Source organism: Acetobacterium bakii (assembly GCF_001263355.1).
In the GTDB taxonomy this organism is placed as follows: domain Bacteria; phylum Bacillota; class Clostridia; order Eubacteriales; family Eubacteriaceae; genus Acetobacterium; species Acetobacterium bakii.
Window position 1 is genome coordinate 118998 of sequence record NZ_LGYO01000011.1, and the last position, 17882, is coordinate 136879.

Below are 17882 nucleotides of genomic sequence, written 5' to 3' on the forward strand. Positions count from 1 at the left end.
CAATGGCAATCGATGGAATTAACAGTTTAACCAGCACGGCAGCAACCAGCACTGCAAAAACCGCAAGTAACGGGGACTTATCCACAGATGATTTCTTTAAATTAATGGTAGCCCAGCTGCAAAACCAGGACATGAACAATCCCGTTGACAACACCGAATTCATTTCCCAGATGGCACAATTTTCTATGGTACAGGCACTGTCGGATTTAAGCGATGTTACAAAAACTACCTATGGCGTGAGTTTAATGGGAAAAGAAGTAACCCTTGCTCAGACAAACGATGATGGAACCATGGATATAATCACCGGGACTGTTGACGGAATTAATCTGTATAACGGCGACACGCAACTCGTGGTGAAGGGAACAACCTATCCCCTGAGCAGCGTCATGGAAGTGGGTACTGAAAAAACAACTAAGTAGGGGAAGCTTAAGGATTTATAAAATAAGAGGTGAAATAATGGCAAACCCGATTAATCGGAATTATTACCAGTTAAATGATGCGATTATCAGACAAACGGAAAGAATTAACAAAACAACCCAGGAACAAAAGACCAGCGTGGCAAAAACAGAGAATGGAAGCTTTCAGGAGATCTTTAATCAAGAATTAAAGAACACTGTTACCTTTTCAAAGCATGCCAATGTTAGAAAAGAACAGCGAAACATTGAGGTCACCCAGAATGATTTGGAAAAATTAGGGAACGCCTGTGATAAGGCCCAGGAAAAAGGAATTGATAACGCACTGATTATGATGGATGATTCAGCCTTTATTGTAAATGCAGCGAGTAAACATGTGATTACGGTAATGGATAAAAACGAAATGAAAAATAAACTATTCAATGATATTGATGGTGCCGTATTTTTATAGTTGGACCTCGATGAGGAAACTATTAGAGCTTTGAATGAAAGATAAGCTCTTACGAACGGTACAGAAAGGATAAAAAAATGATCATAGCAATGTATTCGGGGGTTGCCGGAATGTCAGCCCATCAAACTAAATTAAATGTAATCGGTAATAATATTGCCAACGTGAACACCAATGGATTTAAATCCAGCAGAATGACCTTCAGTGATGTTTTTTACCAAAATCTTCAAAATGCATCCGCACCAACTGCCAATTCAGGTGGCGTGAATTCCAATCAGCTGGGTTATGGCTCCAAGGTTGGTTCCATTGATGTGGTGAACACCATTGCCGGTGGCGCTGATACCGGACGTGCGTTAGATGTTTACATCAACGGCGAAGGTTACCTTCCGGTAAAAGGAAATGACGGCACCGTAAAATATACCCGGGTGGGAAATTTGAAATTTGACACCCAGGGAAATTTAACCGATGCCAACGGAAACATGGTTTTGGGAATTCCGATTGATGCAACAGGCATTGCCCAGTTAAGCGAAGACGGAACAACCAACGCTCAAAATCTGACAGCAATAAATGTTCCACCGGCGGATCTTGAAAAATACACCGGCATTGCCATAGGTATTAATGGGGAAATAACCGGAATCAAAGAAGGTGACCCTGTTTTCACCGGCGCCGCCGGAACCGGATGGTTTAAATCGGTTGAAATTGATCCTGGATCTTTTTATAATGGTTCGGTTACAATGACGAAGAATCCCACATTAAAATTTACTGCTGCAACTGTGCCAATCGCAGGAATTACGGTTGCTGACGCAGCATTACCACAAACTGCTAATCTGAAAGGTCCGTTAACTCTGACCAAAACAATTGATGCTACAACATCAGCCATTACGTATACATTGTCAGGAACAGATACAAGCGAAGCTGTTGTTGGACCTATTACAGGGACACTGGGATCAGGAACCGTAACATTTAAAGTCCCTAATACAGCTACTCCTTCTGAAATGGTCGATTTTACAGTTAGTGTTGACGCTACATTGGCACCGGGAGCTAGCACAATTGGAACCGTTGAGATAAGTCCACAGACTTACACGGTTTCAGTATACAATGAAGGTGGTGTATTGCAAAAAATTGATATCACACAAGCACAGGTTGATGATTGGGATGAGGGAGAAAACTTTACCATTGGCGATATGACCTTTACAATTGCCGATAAAACAAAGTTCTTGCCCACCAGTGAAGGTACCACCATTGGAAAAGTCGGCCCAGGCAATGGTACTCCAGTCACTCTCGCCTATCTCGCCGTAGCAAAATTCGCCAATGCTGATGGTTTGAACCAGGATGGCGACGGTTATACCCTACAATCTGCCAATTCAGGGGAAGCAACCATAGCAATGGCCGGAACCAAAGGAACCGGAAACCTGCGCACCTCCGCCCTGGAAATGTCCAACGTCGATCTTGCCCGGGAGTTTACGGATATGATCATTGCCCAAAGAGGGTTTCAGGCGAATACTCGCATGATCACCGTGTCGGATTCCATTCTTGAAGAGTTGATAAACCTAAAACGATAGGCTAAATTGAACAAGAATAAAATAATTCAACAGTGCTTTTCCTGGAGGATAAGGTTATTCTCCAGGAAAAAATTTTTTTATTTGAACTGGAGGCAACTAAATGATAGAATTAACAAAGCTGAATAGAAGAAATGATGAAAAATTTATTTTGAATTGTGAGTTGATTGAAACAATTGAAGAAAAACCCGACACCACCATAAAGCTTCTTAATGGTAAATACTATGTGGTCGGAGAAAGCTCAGGAGAAGTTCTGTCAAAGATTATTGCCTTTAAAAGAAAGATTTTCACAAGATAAAGACTACATTGAAAGGAGAATGAGCTTTTGGAAATTACCACAATATTAGGGTATGTTCTGGTTGTATTTACCATTATTTTTGGGATGACATTTGGTGCGACTGGATTTGACTTTGGGGCCATCGGAAATTTTATTAATATACCCAGTGTTTTTATCACCATAGGGGGAACATTTTTTGTTTTACTGGCTTCATTCCCTTTCAAGACCTTTAAAAACATACCAAAGCACCTTAAGATGGTCATTCAGAAAGATAAAAAAGATCCCTATGAATATGTGGAAATATTAACTGAATTATCCAAGGAAGCCAGACGAAAGGGACTGCTGGCTCTGGAAGATAAGGCCAACGAATTTGAAGACCAATTTTTAAAGGAAAGTGTTCTGCTGATTGTGGATGCTATTGAACCGGATAAATTAAGGGACTGGTTTGATCAAAAACTTTCCTATATTGAAATGCGCAACGAGGAAGACCGTAAGTTTTACGATATGGGCGCCACCCTTGGGCCGGCCTTTGGTATGATCGGAACCTTGATTGGTCTCGTTAATATGCTGGCAAATATGAGCCTGGATGGTGGGGCAAGCACTCTGGGTGCCGATATGTCCGTTGCCTTGATTACCACCCTGTATGGTTCGATCCTGGCAAATTGTATATTTATGCCAATATCTACTAAACTCCAGATCATCCAGGAACGAGAAGTTCTGTTTAAAGAACTGATTATTGAAGGCGTTATTTGCATAAAAGAAGGGGAAAACCCCAAATACATCAAAGAGAAACTGCTTAATTTTCTGAATGAAAATGAAATTGCCAAAGCCATGGGAGCAGAAGGCGCAGACGGAAAAGAAGGTAAAAAAGCAAAAGGCAAGGCCAAAACAAAGGTTAAAGCCAAGGTTAAAGAAGGCAATGCATAAGAAACAAAAAAGACAAAGGGATGATTATTATGGCAAGACGTCAAAGAAAAAAGAGTACAATCAATAAAGATGCCTGGTTGAACACCTATGCGGATATGATCACCCTGGTGCTTGTTTTCTTTATTCTTTTATATTCCATGTCAACCATCGATGCTAAAAAATATGAAATGTTGGTGGAAACCTTCAATCCTTCAGCCATTGAAAAACCGGCAGGGGAGGCAAGTACAGCAACCGAGACTCCCGATGCGGCCACAGCTCCGAAAGAGGATATTGCCATTGAAGAAATTGTGGATCTTGATGACTTATACCAGTACCTCAGTGAATATACCAAGAAAAACGGTCTGGAAGACTCGGTCCAGGTCGTTAAAGGTGAAGATACCGTCTTCATAAAATTCATGTCCGATATTTTTTTTGAACCTGATAAGGCGCAGATTAAACCGGGCGGGGTGGCCATCCTTGCCAATATCGGAGGGGCTTTGGCGGCGGCTGAACCGGCCATAAAGGCCATCAGAATTGATGGACATACCGCCCAGGCGGATTCCCCGGTGAATGATCGCGACCTGTCCACCGATCGCTCCAATGAGGTGTTGAAATTTTTTGATGATGGGTATATTGTTGATTCTTCCAAATTGCTGGCGGTGGGTTATGGGATGTTCAGACCCATTGCACCCAATGATACCGAGGAAAACCGCGCCAAAAACAGACGGGTTGAAATTCTGATTTCCAAGGACGATACCATCCAGGATGAGTTGGATAAAATATATGAGCAGCAAAAGGCACAAACTGAAGTGCAGAATTAAGAGCACAACATTAGGTAATTGAAGAATTCGAAAGAATTGAACAATGGTTGCTTTGATGTCAGTTTTCACAAACAATTTTGTAACGTGTAGGCGAACAGTCGACAGACTGTACGCCGTGCAGTGTAAAAATTGTTTCGTGTAAGCTGGCAGCGAAGCTCACGGTAGTTTCGCAATTACTTAGCACAACACTAAATAGGAGAAATGATAATGGCGGAAATTCTTTCACAAAGTCAAATTGATAGTCTTTTAAGCAGCTTAACCAGTGGCAAAGATGAAGTTGAACATCAGGATATCAGTACCGAAAAAAAAGTTAAAGACTATGACTTTAGAAGACCTAAGTTATTTACCAGAGAACAGCTGAAGCTTCTGTTCAGTATTTATGAAAACTACGCTAAATTATTATCCTCTCACACCACCGGAATTCTCCAAAGCCACAGCTTAATTGAAATTGTTGAAATTGAAGAGCAACAGTATTATGAATTCAATAATGCGCTGCCGGATTCGGTGCTCATGGGCCTGATTAATTTTGAAATAAAAGACAGTGAAAATGAAGAAGATTTGGTCATTATGGATATGTCAAAGGATATTGGATTTTGCAGTATTGAAAGGCTGTTAGGGGGGGTGGGAAAGCCCCTTAAAGATGACCGGGAATATACGGAAATAGAAATTGGCATCCTCGAATACTTCTTAAGAGGCATGGTTAACCTCATGAAAAATGTCTGGTTTGATTACCTGGAAACAGCCCCTCATTTAATGAAAATTGAAACAAACTCAAGAATTTTACAGGGCATCAGCGCGGATGAAAATGTCGTTATCATTGTTATGAATATTACGGTCAATGAAACCCAGGGAAAAATTAATATTTGTATACCGGCGACGACGTTGGACATGTTGTTTAAAAAAAGGATTTCTCAAACTAAAAAAAATGTCAAAAGAGGAGATCAGGAAGCAGAAGAGAAAAGAAGAAAAAATATTATTGATGAAATTAGGAAAACAGAGCTGGAAATCACCGGTGTTTTAGGGGAAGTGGAAGTATTATCCCAGGATATCTTTGATTTGGAAATCGGAGACATTATCAAGCTGAATAAACCCAAGAATGCAATGGTTGATATTGTTGTGAATGACGAAGTTTGGTTTCGGGGCGAGATGGGTGCCTATAAGAATAAAAGAGCCATCGTAATAAAAGAATTTAATGAGACGGGAAGTGAGCCAAACAGATGACCAGTAATGAAAATAACATAAACAAATTGACAGATATGGAAATTGACGTTATCGGGGAAGTAATGAATATCAGTATGGGAACAGCGGCCACGGCCATGTCAACCATACTGAGCACCAAGGTAAGTATTACAACTCCAAGAATTGAGACTATTCTTGTGAATGATTTCGAATTTTCTCAATTTGAGCCGGTCATTGGTGTATTAATCAATTACATTGAGGGCATTGACGGATCAAATGTCCTACTGCTAAAAGAAGAGGACATGAAAAAGATTCTTTCCCAGCTATTCGGCATGGACACCACCGACACCGTGGAATTTGATGAAATAAGCAGAAGTGCCATTGGCGAAATCATGAATCAGATGATGGGTGCCGCAGCCGGAGCCCTGGCATCTTTTTTGGGAAGAATTGTCAATATCTCACCTCCTGAAATTCTCGACACCACCAATAAAAAAAGCATCCGCGAGCTGTTTTCATTAAAAGGTGAGAGCCTGGTAAGCATTAAATTCAATTTAAGTATTGATGGTTTGGTGGAAAGTGAATTTATCAGTGCCATGGATCCCATCTTAGCCAGGGAAATTGTTAAAATGTCCATGGCGGTTATGGGCATTGATGGTGGCGAAGAGGAAGAATCTGAGCCAGAAGAGGAAGCATACGTACCACCTCAGATTCAGGAAAAACCGGAACCTAAGCAAGCGCCTTCATCCCAATCTGTTGTGAAACCCAGACCGAGTTCAGCGCAGGCAGAACCCGAGCGGATGGTTGCCAAGAAAAAACAGGTACAGGTTTCGTCCTATAACTATAAACAACTTGATGATGAAGACGCCACTGTGGAAATGGTGAAAAGCAATAATCTGGACTTAATTATGTCAGTCCCCATTCAGATCACGGTTGAACTGGGTAAAACCCAAAAGAAAATAAAAGATATTGCGGATTTAACCCCTGGAAATATTATCGAACTGGACCGACAGGCAGGGGATCAGGTTGATGTTATCGCTAATGGACGGCTTATTGCCAGAGGTGATGTGGTGGTGGTTGATGACAATTACAGTGTGAAAATCACTGAAATTATAAAAGTTAAACAGGATGACAGTCGTAAAAATAAAAATAATTGACATTATTGAAAAGAGAGAGGGTTTAAAAATGGTTAAAATATTAATCGTGGATGATGCCGCATTTATGCGAATGATGATTAAAGACAACTTGAAAAAAGGTGGTTACACCGACTTTATCGAGGCCGAAAATGGCGAAGTGGCAATTGCCGAATATAATGAGAATCACCCGGATATGGTTTTACTGGATATTACCATGCCCATAATGGATGGCATACATGCCCTGAAGGCAATTAAAGAATTGGATCCCCAGGCGAAAATTGTAATGTGTTCCGCAATGGGTCAAGAAGGAATGGTGGTTGAAGCCATAAAATTCGGAGCATTGGATTTTATTGTTAAGCCCTTTAAACCCGATCGTCTCATCCAAACCGTGAAAAATGTACTTGGCGAATAGTCGGAGGAAAAGCTAAGGTGAGTGGCAGCGAAATATTTTCTATAATTCCCGGATTACTTGGCGCCATTGGCGTTCTTGTGCTCACCTATTACGGCAGCCGCTGGTATGTTAAACGATACCCCGGCGGACCGGGGTCCTTAACTGGTACAAACAATATTAAGGTGGTGGAACGGCTTGTTGTCAGCAAAACCGGATCCATTATCATTATCGATGTTCAGGGGATTCAATATATGGTTGGCATAAGTGAACAAAACATTCAAATCATGAAGCAGCTGGATGAACCGATTTTATATCCCCAAAAGGCAGAAATCACAAAGGAAAGCTTTTTGGGTGTTTTAAAAACATTCACCCAAAAGGAAAACCACAATGAAAAAACTTAAATGCCTGATTAACAAAAAAAAGGGGAAGCTCAAAAAAATTGTGGGGATGATCCCTATTTTCGCCCTTGTTTTTCATCTGACCTTGACCACGGTATACGGCGCGGCGGATTTATCGGTTGAAAATATGTTGACCGGCGAAGGGTCGGACAGTGTTAAAATTATTGTGCTGCTGTCTCTGATTGCTGTTGTTCCCACTATTTTACTGATGATGACATGTTTTGGACGGATTATCATCGTGTTGTCATTTTTGCGAAATGCCCTGGGTCTTCAGCAAACCCCGCCCAACCAGGTTCTCGTTGGTTTGGCCCTGGCGATCACGTTTTTTGTGATGGCCCCGGTGTTGACTCAAATTAACCAAACCGCATTGCAGCCATACAATGCTGGCACAATCGATACCCAGGTGTTTCTGGAAACCGCTTCGGTTCCCATCCGGGATTGGATGCTGAAACAAACCACCACCGAAGATGTCAATCTGTTTATCAGTCTGTCGACGCAAACGGATTTAACCAATGTTCTCCCTGGGGATTTACCCATGACCGTTGTGGTTCCAGCCTTTGTCATCAGTGAGCTCAAGCGTGCCTTTCTGATTGGATTTTTAATTTATATACCATTTTTAATCGTTGATATGATCGTGGCAAGCGTGCTTATGTCGATGGGAATGATGATGCTTCCTCCGGTTATGATTTCTTTACCGTTTAAAGTAATGCTATTTGTTGTGGTGGATGGTTGGGGATTGTTAGTAAAAACCCTGATCATGACCTATAACTGAAGAAAGGGGCGAAATCCTTGGGTACAGAAGAATTAATGGACATTTTCAGAGATGCCATCTTAACCGGTTTGAAAGTTGCCGGACCAATCCTTGTGGTCAGTATGCTGGTGGGGTTGATTATTTCAATTATTCAGGCAGCTACCTCCATTAATGAGCAAACCATGACATTTGTGCCAAAATTAGTTATTATGGGTATTCTGCTCATTATATCCGGAGGATGGATGCTCCAGCAAATGATGGATTTTGTTTTTCGGATCTTTGAACTAATCGCAACAAAAATTTGAGAATGACAGGATAGATGAGTCATTCAGTAAAAATGGGTGACAACATTGCCATTTGATATGAACCAATACATGATTTTTCTTTTTGCCAGTTGCCGAGTCGCCGGCATGATTTTATTCAATCCAATTTTTGGAAGAAAAAGCATTCCCAATGGTTTGAAATTAGGACTGTCCATAATGATTGCGCTCAATGCTGTGTATCAGATTGATGATATTTCGGTGATCGACTATACCACCATCGAATTAATGATTGCCATGATCAAGGAGTTTGCCATTGGGTTTGTCATTGGACTGATTATGCAGATGTTCCTGTCAATTTTTCACCTGGGCGGTGAATTGATCGATATGCAAATTGGTTTGAGTATGGCTTCCGCCTATGATCCTTCCAGCAATGCCAGTATTTCCGTAACCGGAAATCTTCTGAGCACCATGTATATCTTCATCTTTTTTATTTCCAACAGCCATTTGGCGCTGATCAACGTTGTGGTTAAGTCATTTCAGGTCATTCCCATTGGTTTGGAAGCAATCAGCACCCGGGTTGGCGTATACTTTATCGAACTTTTTGGTTATATTCTGATTTATGCGGTGCAGCTGGCTCTGCCGATCATTGTGGTGGAAATCATTGTGGAAGTCGCCGTGGGCATTCTGATGCGACTGGTGCCCAATATTAATGTCTTTGTCATCAACATGCAGCTTAAAATTATGATTGGACTGGTGGTTATTTTAACCATTATCCCGGCCCTCACCCAGTACATGACCAAAGTAGATATGATTATGATGGAAAAAATAACCCAGGTCCTCACATTTTTTATGTAATAACCTTAAAATAATCGGAGAAATATATGGCTCAGTCAGATAAAACAGAAAAAGCAACCCCGAAAAAGAAAAAAGACGAGCGAAAAAAAGGAAATGCCTATCAAAGCAAGGACGTTGTCAGTGTCATTCTTTTATTTATGGGCTTTTTTTTAATCAGTCAGTTGGGATTGTTTATTGTTCTGCAAATCAGAGGTTTATATCAGGGACAAATGGCTAAGATCGGTGAGTTACAGACATTAACCGTGACCACCTGCATGCAAATCCTCCGCGAGTCGATCCAAGTTTTTTTTATTGCAACCCTGCCCATTGTGATTGTTTTAGCCATTAGTGCGATTATCATGGTTGGCGTGCAAACTGGATTTTTAGTTTCCGGGGATCTGATTAAATTCAAGCACAGCAGAATCAGTTTAATGCAGGGCATAAAACGGTTGTTTTCCCTGCGATCGCTGATGGAACTGGCTAAATCCATTGTCAAAGTGTTGTTGGTTCTGATTACTATTTATACCTTTGTTAAAGGGCTGCTGACGGTGGCCCCGGACCTGTTAAGCACCCAGTTAAATGAAAGCATATCCTATATGGGGGAACAAATCATCGCTATGGTTACTAAGATCTGCCTGATCTTTTCAGTGGTTGCCATTTTAGATTATGCCTACCAGAAATATGATTATGAGAAAAAACTGATGATGACAAAACAGGAAATAAAGGATGAATACAAACAAAGCGAGGGCGATCCGCAAATCAAGGGCAAAATCAAGGAAAAACAACGTCAAATGAGTCAGAACAGAATGATGCAGCAGGTGCCCACAGCCGATGTAATTGTGAGAAATCCAACCCATTTTGCGATTGCCTTAAAATATGACATTGACCATGATGCGGCACCTATTATTATTGCCAAAGGAAAAGACAGTCTGGCCCTGCGAATTGTGGAAGTCGGCGAAAAGCACAACGTGCCCATTAAAGAAAACCGACTGCTGGCAAGAGGACTTTACGAAATGGCCGAAGTCAATGATTATATCCCGGCGGAACTTTATCAGGCGGTTGCCGAACTCATCGCCTGGGTTTACAGTGAGAAAGAAAAGGGTAAAGGAGCAGCATGAAAATCACACAACATCTTGTCGTCGCTTTTGTTGTTCTGATAATTGCTCTGATTATCATTCCATTGCCGCCTTTTTTACTGGATTTTATGTTTATCATCAATATCAGCATCTCCCTGATGATTTTATTGACCACCATGTTCATCGGCGGACCTTTGGAATTTCCTATTTTTCCATCACTGCTCCTGATCACAACCCTCCTGAGGCTGGCCCTGAATATATCCTCAACGCGTTTGATTTTATCAAATGGCGGCGATGCCGGACAGGTCATTAAAACCTTTGGATCATTCGTTCTCGGCGGAAATGCCGTGGTTGGGTTTATTATCTTTATTATTATCATCCTGGTTCAGTTTCTGGTTATCACAAAGGGTGCAGAACGAATTTCCGAGGTAACCGCACGGTTTACCCTGGATGCCATGCCGGGAAAACAGATGGCCATCGATGCCGATCTGAGTTCCGGGGTCATCACCGACGAACAGGCCAAGGAACGACGGATCAACATTCAGCGGGAAGCGGAATTTTACGGATCCATGGATGGGGCCACAAAATTAGTCAAGGGCGATGCCATTGCATCGATGATCATCGCCGTGATCAATCTGATTGCCGGGAGCATCATCGGGATGGTCCAGGGATCCATGGACATTGCTGAAGTTATCAGCGTCTATTCCATTGCCACCGTCGGTGACGGTCTGGTGAGTCAGGTGCCGGGGCTGATGATTTCAGTGGCCACCGCCATGATTGTAACCAGAGCCGTGTCCGAAAGCAATTTAAATGAAGAAGTTATCAAGCAGTTTTTATCTCAGCCACGAGTCTTAATCATCGCCGGAATTTCGGTTTCGATGATGTGTTTGATTCCCGGAGCGCCGATCCTGCAAATTCTGCCCATTGCGCTGTTTCTGATTTTCCTGGGGTACTCCCTCATCAGAAAGGCAAAAGTTGTGGTGGAAACCGGCGTAGAGGATCAGATGAGTCAAATGATGGATGAAGAAAACAACGAGGTTGAATTCTATCGCAACATCGACAACGTCTACAATGTGATCGGGGTTGAACCCATTGAAATGGAATTTGGTTATTCGCTGCTGCCGATGGTGGATGAACGCAGTTCCGGAAATTTCATCGACCGGATTGTAATTTTCAGAAAACAATTTGCCCTGGATATGGGAGTGGTGATCCCAACCGTACGGCTGCGAGACAACGGCATGATTAATCCCAACCAGTATCTGATTAAGATTAAAGGCGAAGAAGTGGCCAAGGGCGAGGTATTGGTTGACTACTTTTTAGCCTTGGACTCCGGTGGCAACAGCGAGCCCATTGAAGGCATTGAAACCATTGAACCCGCCTATGGCATTAAAGGCAAATGGATTACCGAAAACGAAAAAGAAATGGCGGAAGTTTACGGTTATACGGTTATTGATGCCATTTCGGTGATTGTCACCCATATGTCTGAAGTCATAAAAAAACACATCAACGAGTTATTGAGCCGCCAGGACATCAACACCCTCCTTGAAAATGTTTCGAAAACCGATCCGGCCATTGTTGGTGATGTGATTCCGAACATCATCTCCATTGCTGATTTTCAGAAGATTCTCATTAATCTTTTGAAAGAAGGGGTTCCCATTCGCGATTTGCACAGCATTCTGGAAACTCTGAGCGATCATGGTGTGACCATCAAAGACACCGATATGCTCACAGAATATGTGCGACAAAAACTAAAACGGACCATCACCAGAAAATACACCGATGGAAACAGCATCAAGGTGATTACCCTGGACCAGGAAATCGAAAATATTATTTTGAATTCCGCCAAGAAAAATGAACATGGCACCTATCTGGCCATTGATCCTCAGGTGGTGGAAAAAATTGTTGAACGGGTAACCGAGCAAATTGAACGGGTAAAAGATATCATTGACCGATCAATTATTTTAACCTCACCCATTGTGCGCATCTACTTCAAACGGTTAATTGAACAGTTTTTTGGTGATCTGACGGTGCTATCCTTTAATGAGATAGAGGCAAACATTCAAATTCAAGTCATTGGTATGATCAAATTAGAAAATTAAAAATGCGATTCCCTTTGAAACCAAGGAGTGTGAAATATGAACGGTGAAGAACTGCAATGCGAGGAAAGACAAGTCGAAGAAAAAGACCGGGATCAATGGCAATTGTACAAGAAAACAGGAAGTACAGAAGTCAGAAATGACATTGTTCTGGAATATACCGGCCTGGTCAAAAAAATTGTATTAAGATTCAAGGGAAGCTACAATAATTTTGGTCAACTCGATGACATGGTGAATCAGGGGATGATTGCCCTGATCAATGCTGTGGAAAAATTCAATCCCGAGCTGGGCAATAAGTTTGAAACCTTTGCTTCCTTAAAAATCAGAGGTGCCATCATTGATTTTATGCGCAAACAGGATTGGGTCCCCCGCAGCCAGCGCAGTCTGTCGAAGGTACTGGAAGACACTTTTGGCGAACTTTATGTTCAAAATGGCCGGGAGCCCACGGAAGCCGAAATTGCCGAGAAAATGGGAATTACTATTGGAAATTTGCAAAAAATCCTCCAGCAACGCCACAATTCCTTCGTTTTATCCTACGAGGAAGCCATCAATGAAAAAATGATGGAAGTATCGCCGCTGATCACCAATCAGAAAAGAGATGACTTACCGGAATCGCGGATTTTGCACGACGAACTCAAAGCAAAACTGGGAGAAGCCATTGATCAGCTCAAGGAAAAAGAAAGAATTGTCGTGTCCCTGTACTACTATGAAAATCTTAAACTAAAGGAAATCGCCGAGGTCCTGGGAGTCACCGAATCCCGAGTATCGCAGATTCATTCCCAGGCAATCATTAAAATGAAAACCAAGCTTAAAAATTATTAGAATAGATTTTAGCTATTTGCAAACTACCGTGAGCTTCGCTGCGGGTTTTCACGAAACAATTTTTACACTGCACGGCGGACAGGCTACCGCCTGTTCGCCTGCACGTTACAAAATTGTTTGTGAAAACTCACATCAAAGCAATTATTGTTCGATTCTTTAAAGTTTCGAAATTACCTAAAAATAGATTAAATAAGGAGGCAGGAACATGAATAGAGGATTTTATTCCGCAGCGGCGGGATTACTTACCGGCCAGAAGGCGGTCAATGTGCTGGCAAACAATGTGTCCAATGTGAATACCGCAGGTTTTAAAAACCAGTCGACCATTCAATCAAGCTTTTCAGAATATCTCATCGCCCGATTAAGCGATTCCAACAAGATTGCCAGTCCGGATATTGGAACCGGTGCTTATATGACCGTGAATAGTGCCCAATTTTCAGACTTTACCCAGGGCAGTATTGAAGAAACCGGCCGAAGTGTTGATGTGGCCATTCAGGGTGAGGGTTTCTTTCTGGTTCAAAGTGACACCGATGGGGAAGTGCTCACCCGAAACGGACAATTTGAAGTTAATGAGAATGGAAACCTGATTCTGCCGGGGGTGGGAAGAGTTTTAAACAGCAATAAACAGCCCATTACCCTGACCGGCAGCGATTTTACCCTTAGCTCAAATGGTCGGATTATTCAAAACGGGGCAGAAAAAGATGCGCTTTATATTGCCACCGTGGCAAATAAAAATGAACTTACCCAGGTGGGTAACGGTTTTTTCCAGAGTCCGAACGGGTTTCAACAAGCTGCTACCGGAGTCTATTCGCTGATTCAGGGTTCCATAGAAAAATCCAATACGGATATGACCACCGAAATGAGTCAGATTATTTCCCGGCAGAATAACTTTCAATCCTGCTCCCAGGTACTGAAAATAATGGACAGAATCAGTGAAATCTCAGCCAATCAAGTTGGCAAAGTCGGTTAAATCGCAAAGGAGAAATGATGATCAGAGGATTTTATTCAGCTAATCAAGGCTTAAAAAGCCAGCAGACCTATTTAAATAACATTGCCAATAACATTGCCAATGTTAATACAACCGCTTTTAAACCCCAGCAGACTGCTTTTGCCTCGCTTCTGTACAGCAATGTCAATGGCGGATCAGGAACCCTTGTTTCCACCGGAAGCGGCGCCAAGGTTGAAAAAACAGGCATTGATTTTACCAAGGGAAGCCTTGAGAAAACAGATTTGCCCATGGATTGCGCCCTCACCGGAGAAGGCTTTTTCGCCATTGAGAATAAAGGCACCCAAACGGTTACCTATACCAGAAATGGGGCGTTTTCCATTAGTGTTGAAGGCAACCAAAGCTTTCTGGTGGATGGCAGTGGCAACTATGTGTTAGGTGCCAACCGCAATCGAATCGACATTACCCAGGGCTTTGATGCCAAAGCAGTCGGCATTTTCAATTTTTCAAATCCTTATGGACTCAGTTTATTGGGAAATAATCAATTCGGAGCAACAACCCAGTCCGGACAGGGAACGATCTACCCGGAAGGGACCTTGAGAACCGGTTATCTGGAAAGTTCGGCGGCCCAGGTATCACGAGAAATGGTGAAAATGATCGAAGCATCCAAAGGTTTTTCATTTAACGCAAAAATTCTTCAGGCAACCGATGAAATGGAAAAAACCATAAATCAATTGAGATAACCCGCACAATAATCTTTTGAGGCTATCAATGAACCAGGATTAGAAAAAAGGGAGAAAACAATGAATGAAGAAACCAACGCTATTAATGAGATTCAAGGCTTAGTTGAGGTTCTCATAAGTGACGATGGCATGCTCGGCTACATCAAATTGACCAAGGATCCGGAAAATCCAACCCCCTTTTCAAAGGAACAGCTTATGGAAGCACTCAGAGAAAAAAAGATTTGTGATGGGATTAATAAGGAAGCCGTATTTAATTTAGCCCAGCGGCCGATTTTTAATATGAAAATCAATGTGGCCAAGGGTCAAAACCCCATTGCCGGAGAGAATGGCAGGGTGGACTATCTGGTGAAAAGAGACTCTGAGTATCATCCGGAGTACGAAGAGGATGGTGTGGTTGATTATAAGAACTTGAACTATTTTCAAATGGCCGTTGCCGATCAGGTATTGTGCGTCATCACCAAACCAACCGCAGGAATACCAGGGAAGAACATTTTAGGTGAACTGCTTGTTGCCGAAAAAGGAAAAGATCCGGTATTTTCTGTTGGTGAAAACACGGCGCTCAATGCCGATGAAACAAAAATAGTGGCAACCTGCGATGGCATGGTGCGATTTGCAAACAATACGGTGAGTATTAAAAAAATCCTTCATATCCACAAAAATGTTGATATTTTCACCGGAAACCTCGACTTTTCCGGCGATATAACCATTGATGGAGATGTCGGTATGGGCTTTTCGGTAAAATCCGGGGGGACGATCACAATAAAAGGCGTTCTGGAAGATGCCCATATCGAAGCAGCGGGAAATTTATTTATTTCCAATGGAATCAATGGCAGCGGCAGACGGATCATAAAAGTTGGCAAGGATTTGCGGTGCAAATACATTGAGGATGCCGTTCTTGATGTTAAAGGAAATATTACCGCCGATTATATTATCGACAGTAAAATCACCTGTATGGGGGATATTACATTAGCCGGCAGCAAAGAACTAATCAACGGCGGCGAAATCCATCTGGCCGGAAATTTATTCGCAAAAGAAATCGGCAGCGAAAGAGAGCGGCCCACCAAAATTAAAATACTGGGGACCAATTCAGTGGATACCCCTGCCATTGAGGCTTTGGAAAAAGAAATTGAAGACCTTTCGGTTAAGTTGGAAGTGATGTTTGAAAAAGAAGATCAGCTAAATAAATGGGCACTATCCCAGGATAAAGCCGCCGTTATCAATAAACATCAGGATCGGGCGGTTAAAGAAAAAATTGGGGTTTTAACCCGGGAAATAAACAAAGAAATCATGTGTTTAAAGAATGAAATTAACAAAAACAAGGCCGAAATCAAGAGAATAGAAGGTCAATTTATAACAACCTATGATGGTCTTGTCAGTTTTAAAAGAAAATTATACCGGGGTGTGACAATCAGCTTTGGGGATAATATCTTTCAATTTGACCTGGATAATCTGGAACACTCCAAAATCTACTGGGATGATGAAATTGTTCTGGGATTATTGTAAAAGAAGAAAAGAGGTGTCGACGTGTTTGAAAATTACGAAGAACTAAGTGCTGAACAGATCGATTTATTAAGAGAAATTGGCAATATCGGAGCCGGCAATGCCGCCACCGCCCTGGCAACCATGCTGGATGAAAAGGTGGATATGACGGTCCCAAGCGTCAGAATTACCGGGTTTGATGAAGCGGTAACGAGTCTTGGCGGTGCAGAAACCATGACCGTGGCGGTTTTGGTGAATTTCAGCGGCGATGCCAATGGCATGATTATGTTTTTATTGAATGTTGAAGATGCTAAAAGCATTATGGATATTTTAATCGGCGAAGATGACGGCGAAGAAGAACTCAGTGAGATGAAGATCTCCGGCATCAAAGAGATTGGCAACATTCTAAGCTCTTCCTATCTTAATGCCATTTCCGCCCTGACCGGATTAACCATCCACGTTTCCGTGCCCTATGTGGCCATCGATATGGTCGGAGCATTAATGAGTGTGCCGATCATTGAATTCGGAGCAATCGGAGAGAAGCTGATGTTTATCGAAGAAAATTTTCTTGGGGAAACCAATGAGCTCAAAAGCAACATGATCATGTTTGCAGAGATTGATACCTTAAAAGTTATTATGCAAAAGTTAGGGCTTGAAATATGAGCCAGTTGATCGTTATCGGAATATCGGATTATAAGTTTGCCAAAGCTCCGGAAGTATTGGTGACTTATGCTTTAGGCTCCTGTGTGGGAGTCTGTTTATACGACAAGATTTCAAAAATCGGCGGGCTATCCCATGTAATGCTTCCGGACAGCACTAATTTTTCCAGCAAGGATTTCAATCGCATGAAATTTGCGGATACCGCTTTGGTGGATTTAGTTCAGGAATTAAAAAGAGCGGGCTCCGGGAATAATCGGATTGTTGCAAAAATTGCCGGCGGCGCCCAGATGTTTGCGGTGCAGCAAGGCAGTAAAATGGGGGCAATTGGGGACCGAAACATCCAATGTGTTAAAAAAGCCTTATCTGAATTAAGAATTCCCATTTTAGCAGAGGATACCGGTTTGAATTTTGGGCGAACTCAGTATTTTGATTTAGAGACCGGAATAATGAAAATTCAATCCCTGAATAGACAGATTAATGAATACTAAAAATAGTTATATGCAAAATAGACCAGTGAACATTTATTACAGTGTTTCAGTGGTTTTATTTTGCGCTAAAAAAGCCATTAGATCATTATTAAAGAGCCGAATAAAACATATTTATCTTCACAGAAAATAATGCTGCGATTGGAAAATATTGGGAGAATAAAAGTTAAGTTTTCGTTGGGAATGTCGATTAGAGATTAGAGAT

Annotated in this window: 21 protein-coding genes; all 21 read left to right on the top strand. The window is 42.0% G+C overall.

Annotation, left to right across the window (positions count from 1 at the left end):
• Positions 1 to 2 precede the first annotated feature (2 nt).
• The 21 genes from AKG39_RS05640 to AKG39_RS05740 all read left to right on the top strand — a co-directional run bounded on the left by AKG39_RS05640 (position 3) and on the right by AKG39_RS05740 (position 17680).
• Positions 3 to 419, top strand: coding sequence for a flagellar hook capping FlgD N-terminal domain-containing protein (locus tag AKG39_RS05640; protein ID WP_050739390.1), 417 nt, complete (start codon positions 3 to 5; stop codon positions 417 to 419).
• Between the two features lie 37 nt (positions 420 to 456).
• A complete protein-coding gene (locus AKG39_RS05645; protein WP_050739391.1) occupies positions 457 to 864 on the top strand; it encodes a TIGR02530 family flagellar biosynthesis protein in 408 nt (135 codons plus the stop codon).
• A 77-nt stretch (positions 865 to 941) separates the two neighbouring features.
• The gene (locus AKG39_RS05650; RefSeq protein ID WP_050739392.1) at positions 942 to 2423 is read left to right on the top strand and encodes a flagellar hook-basal body complex protein; all 1482 of its coding nucleotides are present in this window, start codon (positions 942 to 944) and stop codon (positions 2421 to 2423) included.
• 100 nt (positions 2424 to 2523) lie between these two features.
• Positions 2524 to 2718, top strand: coding sequence for a flagellar FlbD family protein (locus AKG39_RS05655; RefSeq protein WP_050739393.1), 195 nt, complete (start codon positions 2524 to 2526; stop codon positions 2716 to 2718).
• Between the two features lie 27 nt (positions 2719 to 2745).
• Positions 2746 to 3624, top strand: a complete 879-nt coding sequence (locus AKG39_RS05660; RefSeq protein ID WP_050739394.1) for a motility protein A — start codon at positions 2746 to 2748, stop codon at positions 3622 to 3624.
• Between the two features lie 29 nt (positions 3625 to 3653).
• Positions 3654 to 4424 carry an OmpA/MotB family protein gene (locus AKG39_RS05665; protein WP_160316152.1) on the top strand — a complete coding sequence of 257 codons (771 nt, stop codon included), beginning with the start codon at positions 3654 to 3656 and terminating at the stop codon, positions 4422 to 4424.
• A 207-nt stretch (positions 4425 to 4631) separates the two neighbouring features.
• A complete protein-coding gene (locus AKG39_RS05670; RefSeq protein WP_050739396.1) occupies positions 4632 to 5645 on the top strand; it encodes a flagellar motor switch protein FliM in 1014 nt (337 codons plus the stop codon).
• Complete coding sequence (gene fliY, locus AKG39_RS05675) at positions 5642 to 6757, top strand: flagellar motor switch phosphatase FliY (protein ID WP_050739397.1); 1116 nt, start codon at positions 5642 to 5644, stop codon at positions 6755 to 6757. The genes AKG39_RS05670 and fliY overlap by 4 nt, the downstream gene beginning before the upstream one ends.
• A 28-nt stretch (positions 6758 to 6785) precedes the next feature.
• Positions 6786 to 7148: a response regulator gene (locus AKG39_RS05680; RefSeq protein ID WP_050739449.1), complete on the top strand. Its 363-nt coding sequence runs from the start codon at positions 6786 to 6788 to the stop codon at positions 7146 to 7148.
• 17 nt (positions 7149 to 7165) lie between these two features.
• Positions 7166 to 7528: a FliO/MopB family protein gene (locus AKG39_RS05685; protein ID WP_050739398.1), complete on the top strand. Its 363-nt coding sequence runs from the start codon at positions 7166 to 7168 to the stop codon at positions 7526 to 7528.
• A complete protein-coding gene (gene fliP / locus AKG39_RS05690) occupies positions 7515 to 8297 on the top strand; it encodes a flagellar type III secretion system pore protein FliP (RefSeq protein ID WP_201780250.1) in 783 nt (260 codons plus the stop codon). The genes AKG39_RS05685 and fliP overlap by 14 nt, the downstream gene beginning before the upstream one ends.
• 17 nt (positions 8298 to 8314) lie before the next feature.
• A complete protein-coding gene (gene fliQ / locus AKG39_RS05695) occupies positions 8315 to 8581 on the top strand; it encodes a flagellar biosynthesis protein FliQ (RefSeq protein WP_242852561.1) in 267 nt (88 codons plus the stop codon).
• A 57-nt stretch (positions 8582 to 8638) separates the two neighbouring features.
• Positions 8639 to 9394: a flagellar biosynthetic protein FliR gene (gene fliR, locus AKG39_RS05700; protein WP_126981267.1), complete on the top strand. Its 756-nt coding sequence runs from the start codon at positions 8639 to 8641 to the stop codon at positions 9392 to 9394.
• A gap of 26 nt (positions 9395 to 9420) precedes the next feature.
• Positions 9421 to 10491: a flagellar biosynthesis protein FlhB gene (gene flhB / locus AKG39_RS05705; protein ID WP_050739400.1), complete on the top strand. Its 1071-nt coding sequence runs from the start codon at positions 9421 to 9423 to the stop codon at positions 10489 to 10491.
• Positions 10488 to 12548, top strand: a complete 2061-nt coding sequence (flhA, locus tag AKG39_RS05710) for a flagellar biosynthesis protein FlhA (protein WP_050739401.1) — start codon at positions 10488 to 10490, stop codon at positions 12546 to 12548. Before flhB ends, flhA begins: the two co-directional genes overlap by 4 nt.
• 36 nt (positions 12549 to 12584) lie before the next feature.
• The gene (locus tag AKG39_RS05715) at positions 12585 to 13367 is read left to right on the top strand and encodes a sigma-70 family RNA polymerase sigma factor (RefSeq protein ID WP_050739402.1); all 783 of its coding nucleotides are present in this window, start codon (positions 12585 to 12587) and stop codon (positions 13365 to 13367) included.
• A 205-nt stretch (positions 13368 to 13572) separates the two neighbouring features.
• Positions 13573 to 14334, top strand: a complete 762-nt coding sequence (locus AKG39_RS05720) for a flagellar hook-basal body protein (RefSeq protein WP_050739403.1) — start codon at positions 13573 to 13575, stop codon at positions 14332 to 14334.
• Positions 14335 to 14351: 17 nt separating this feature from the next.
• On the top strand, positions 14352 to 15053 hold the full coding sequence (locus tag AKG39_RS05725) for a flagellar hook-basal body protein (RefSeq protein WP_050739404.1): 702 nt from the start codon (positions 14352 to 14354) through the stop codon (positions 15051 to 15053).
• A gap of 60 nt (positions 15054 to 15113) precedes the next feature.
• On the top strand, positions 15114 to 16556 hold the full coding sequence (locus tag AKG39_RS05730; RefSeq protein WP_050739405.1) for a FapA family protein: 1443 nt from the start codon (positions 15114 to 15116) through the stop codon (positions 16554 to 16556).
• Between the two features lie 21 nt (positions 16557 to 16577).
• Positions 16578 to 17195 (top strand): chemotaxis protein CheC, encoded by a 618-nt coding sequence (locus AKG39_RS05735; protein WP_050739406.1) that lies wholly within the window; start codon positions 16578 to 16580, stop codon positions 17193 to 17195.
• On the top strand, positions 17192 to 17680 hold the full coding sequence (locus AKG39_RS05740; RefSeq protein WP_050739407.1) for a chemotaxis protein CheD: 489 nt from the start codon (positions 17192 to 17194) through the stop codon (positions 17678 to 17680). Before AKG39_RS05735 ends, AKG39_RS05740 begins: the two co-directional genes overlap by 4 nt.
• The last annotated feature ends 202 nt before the right edge of the window (positions 17681 to 17882 follow it).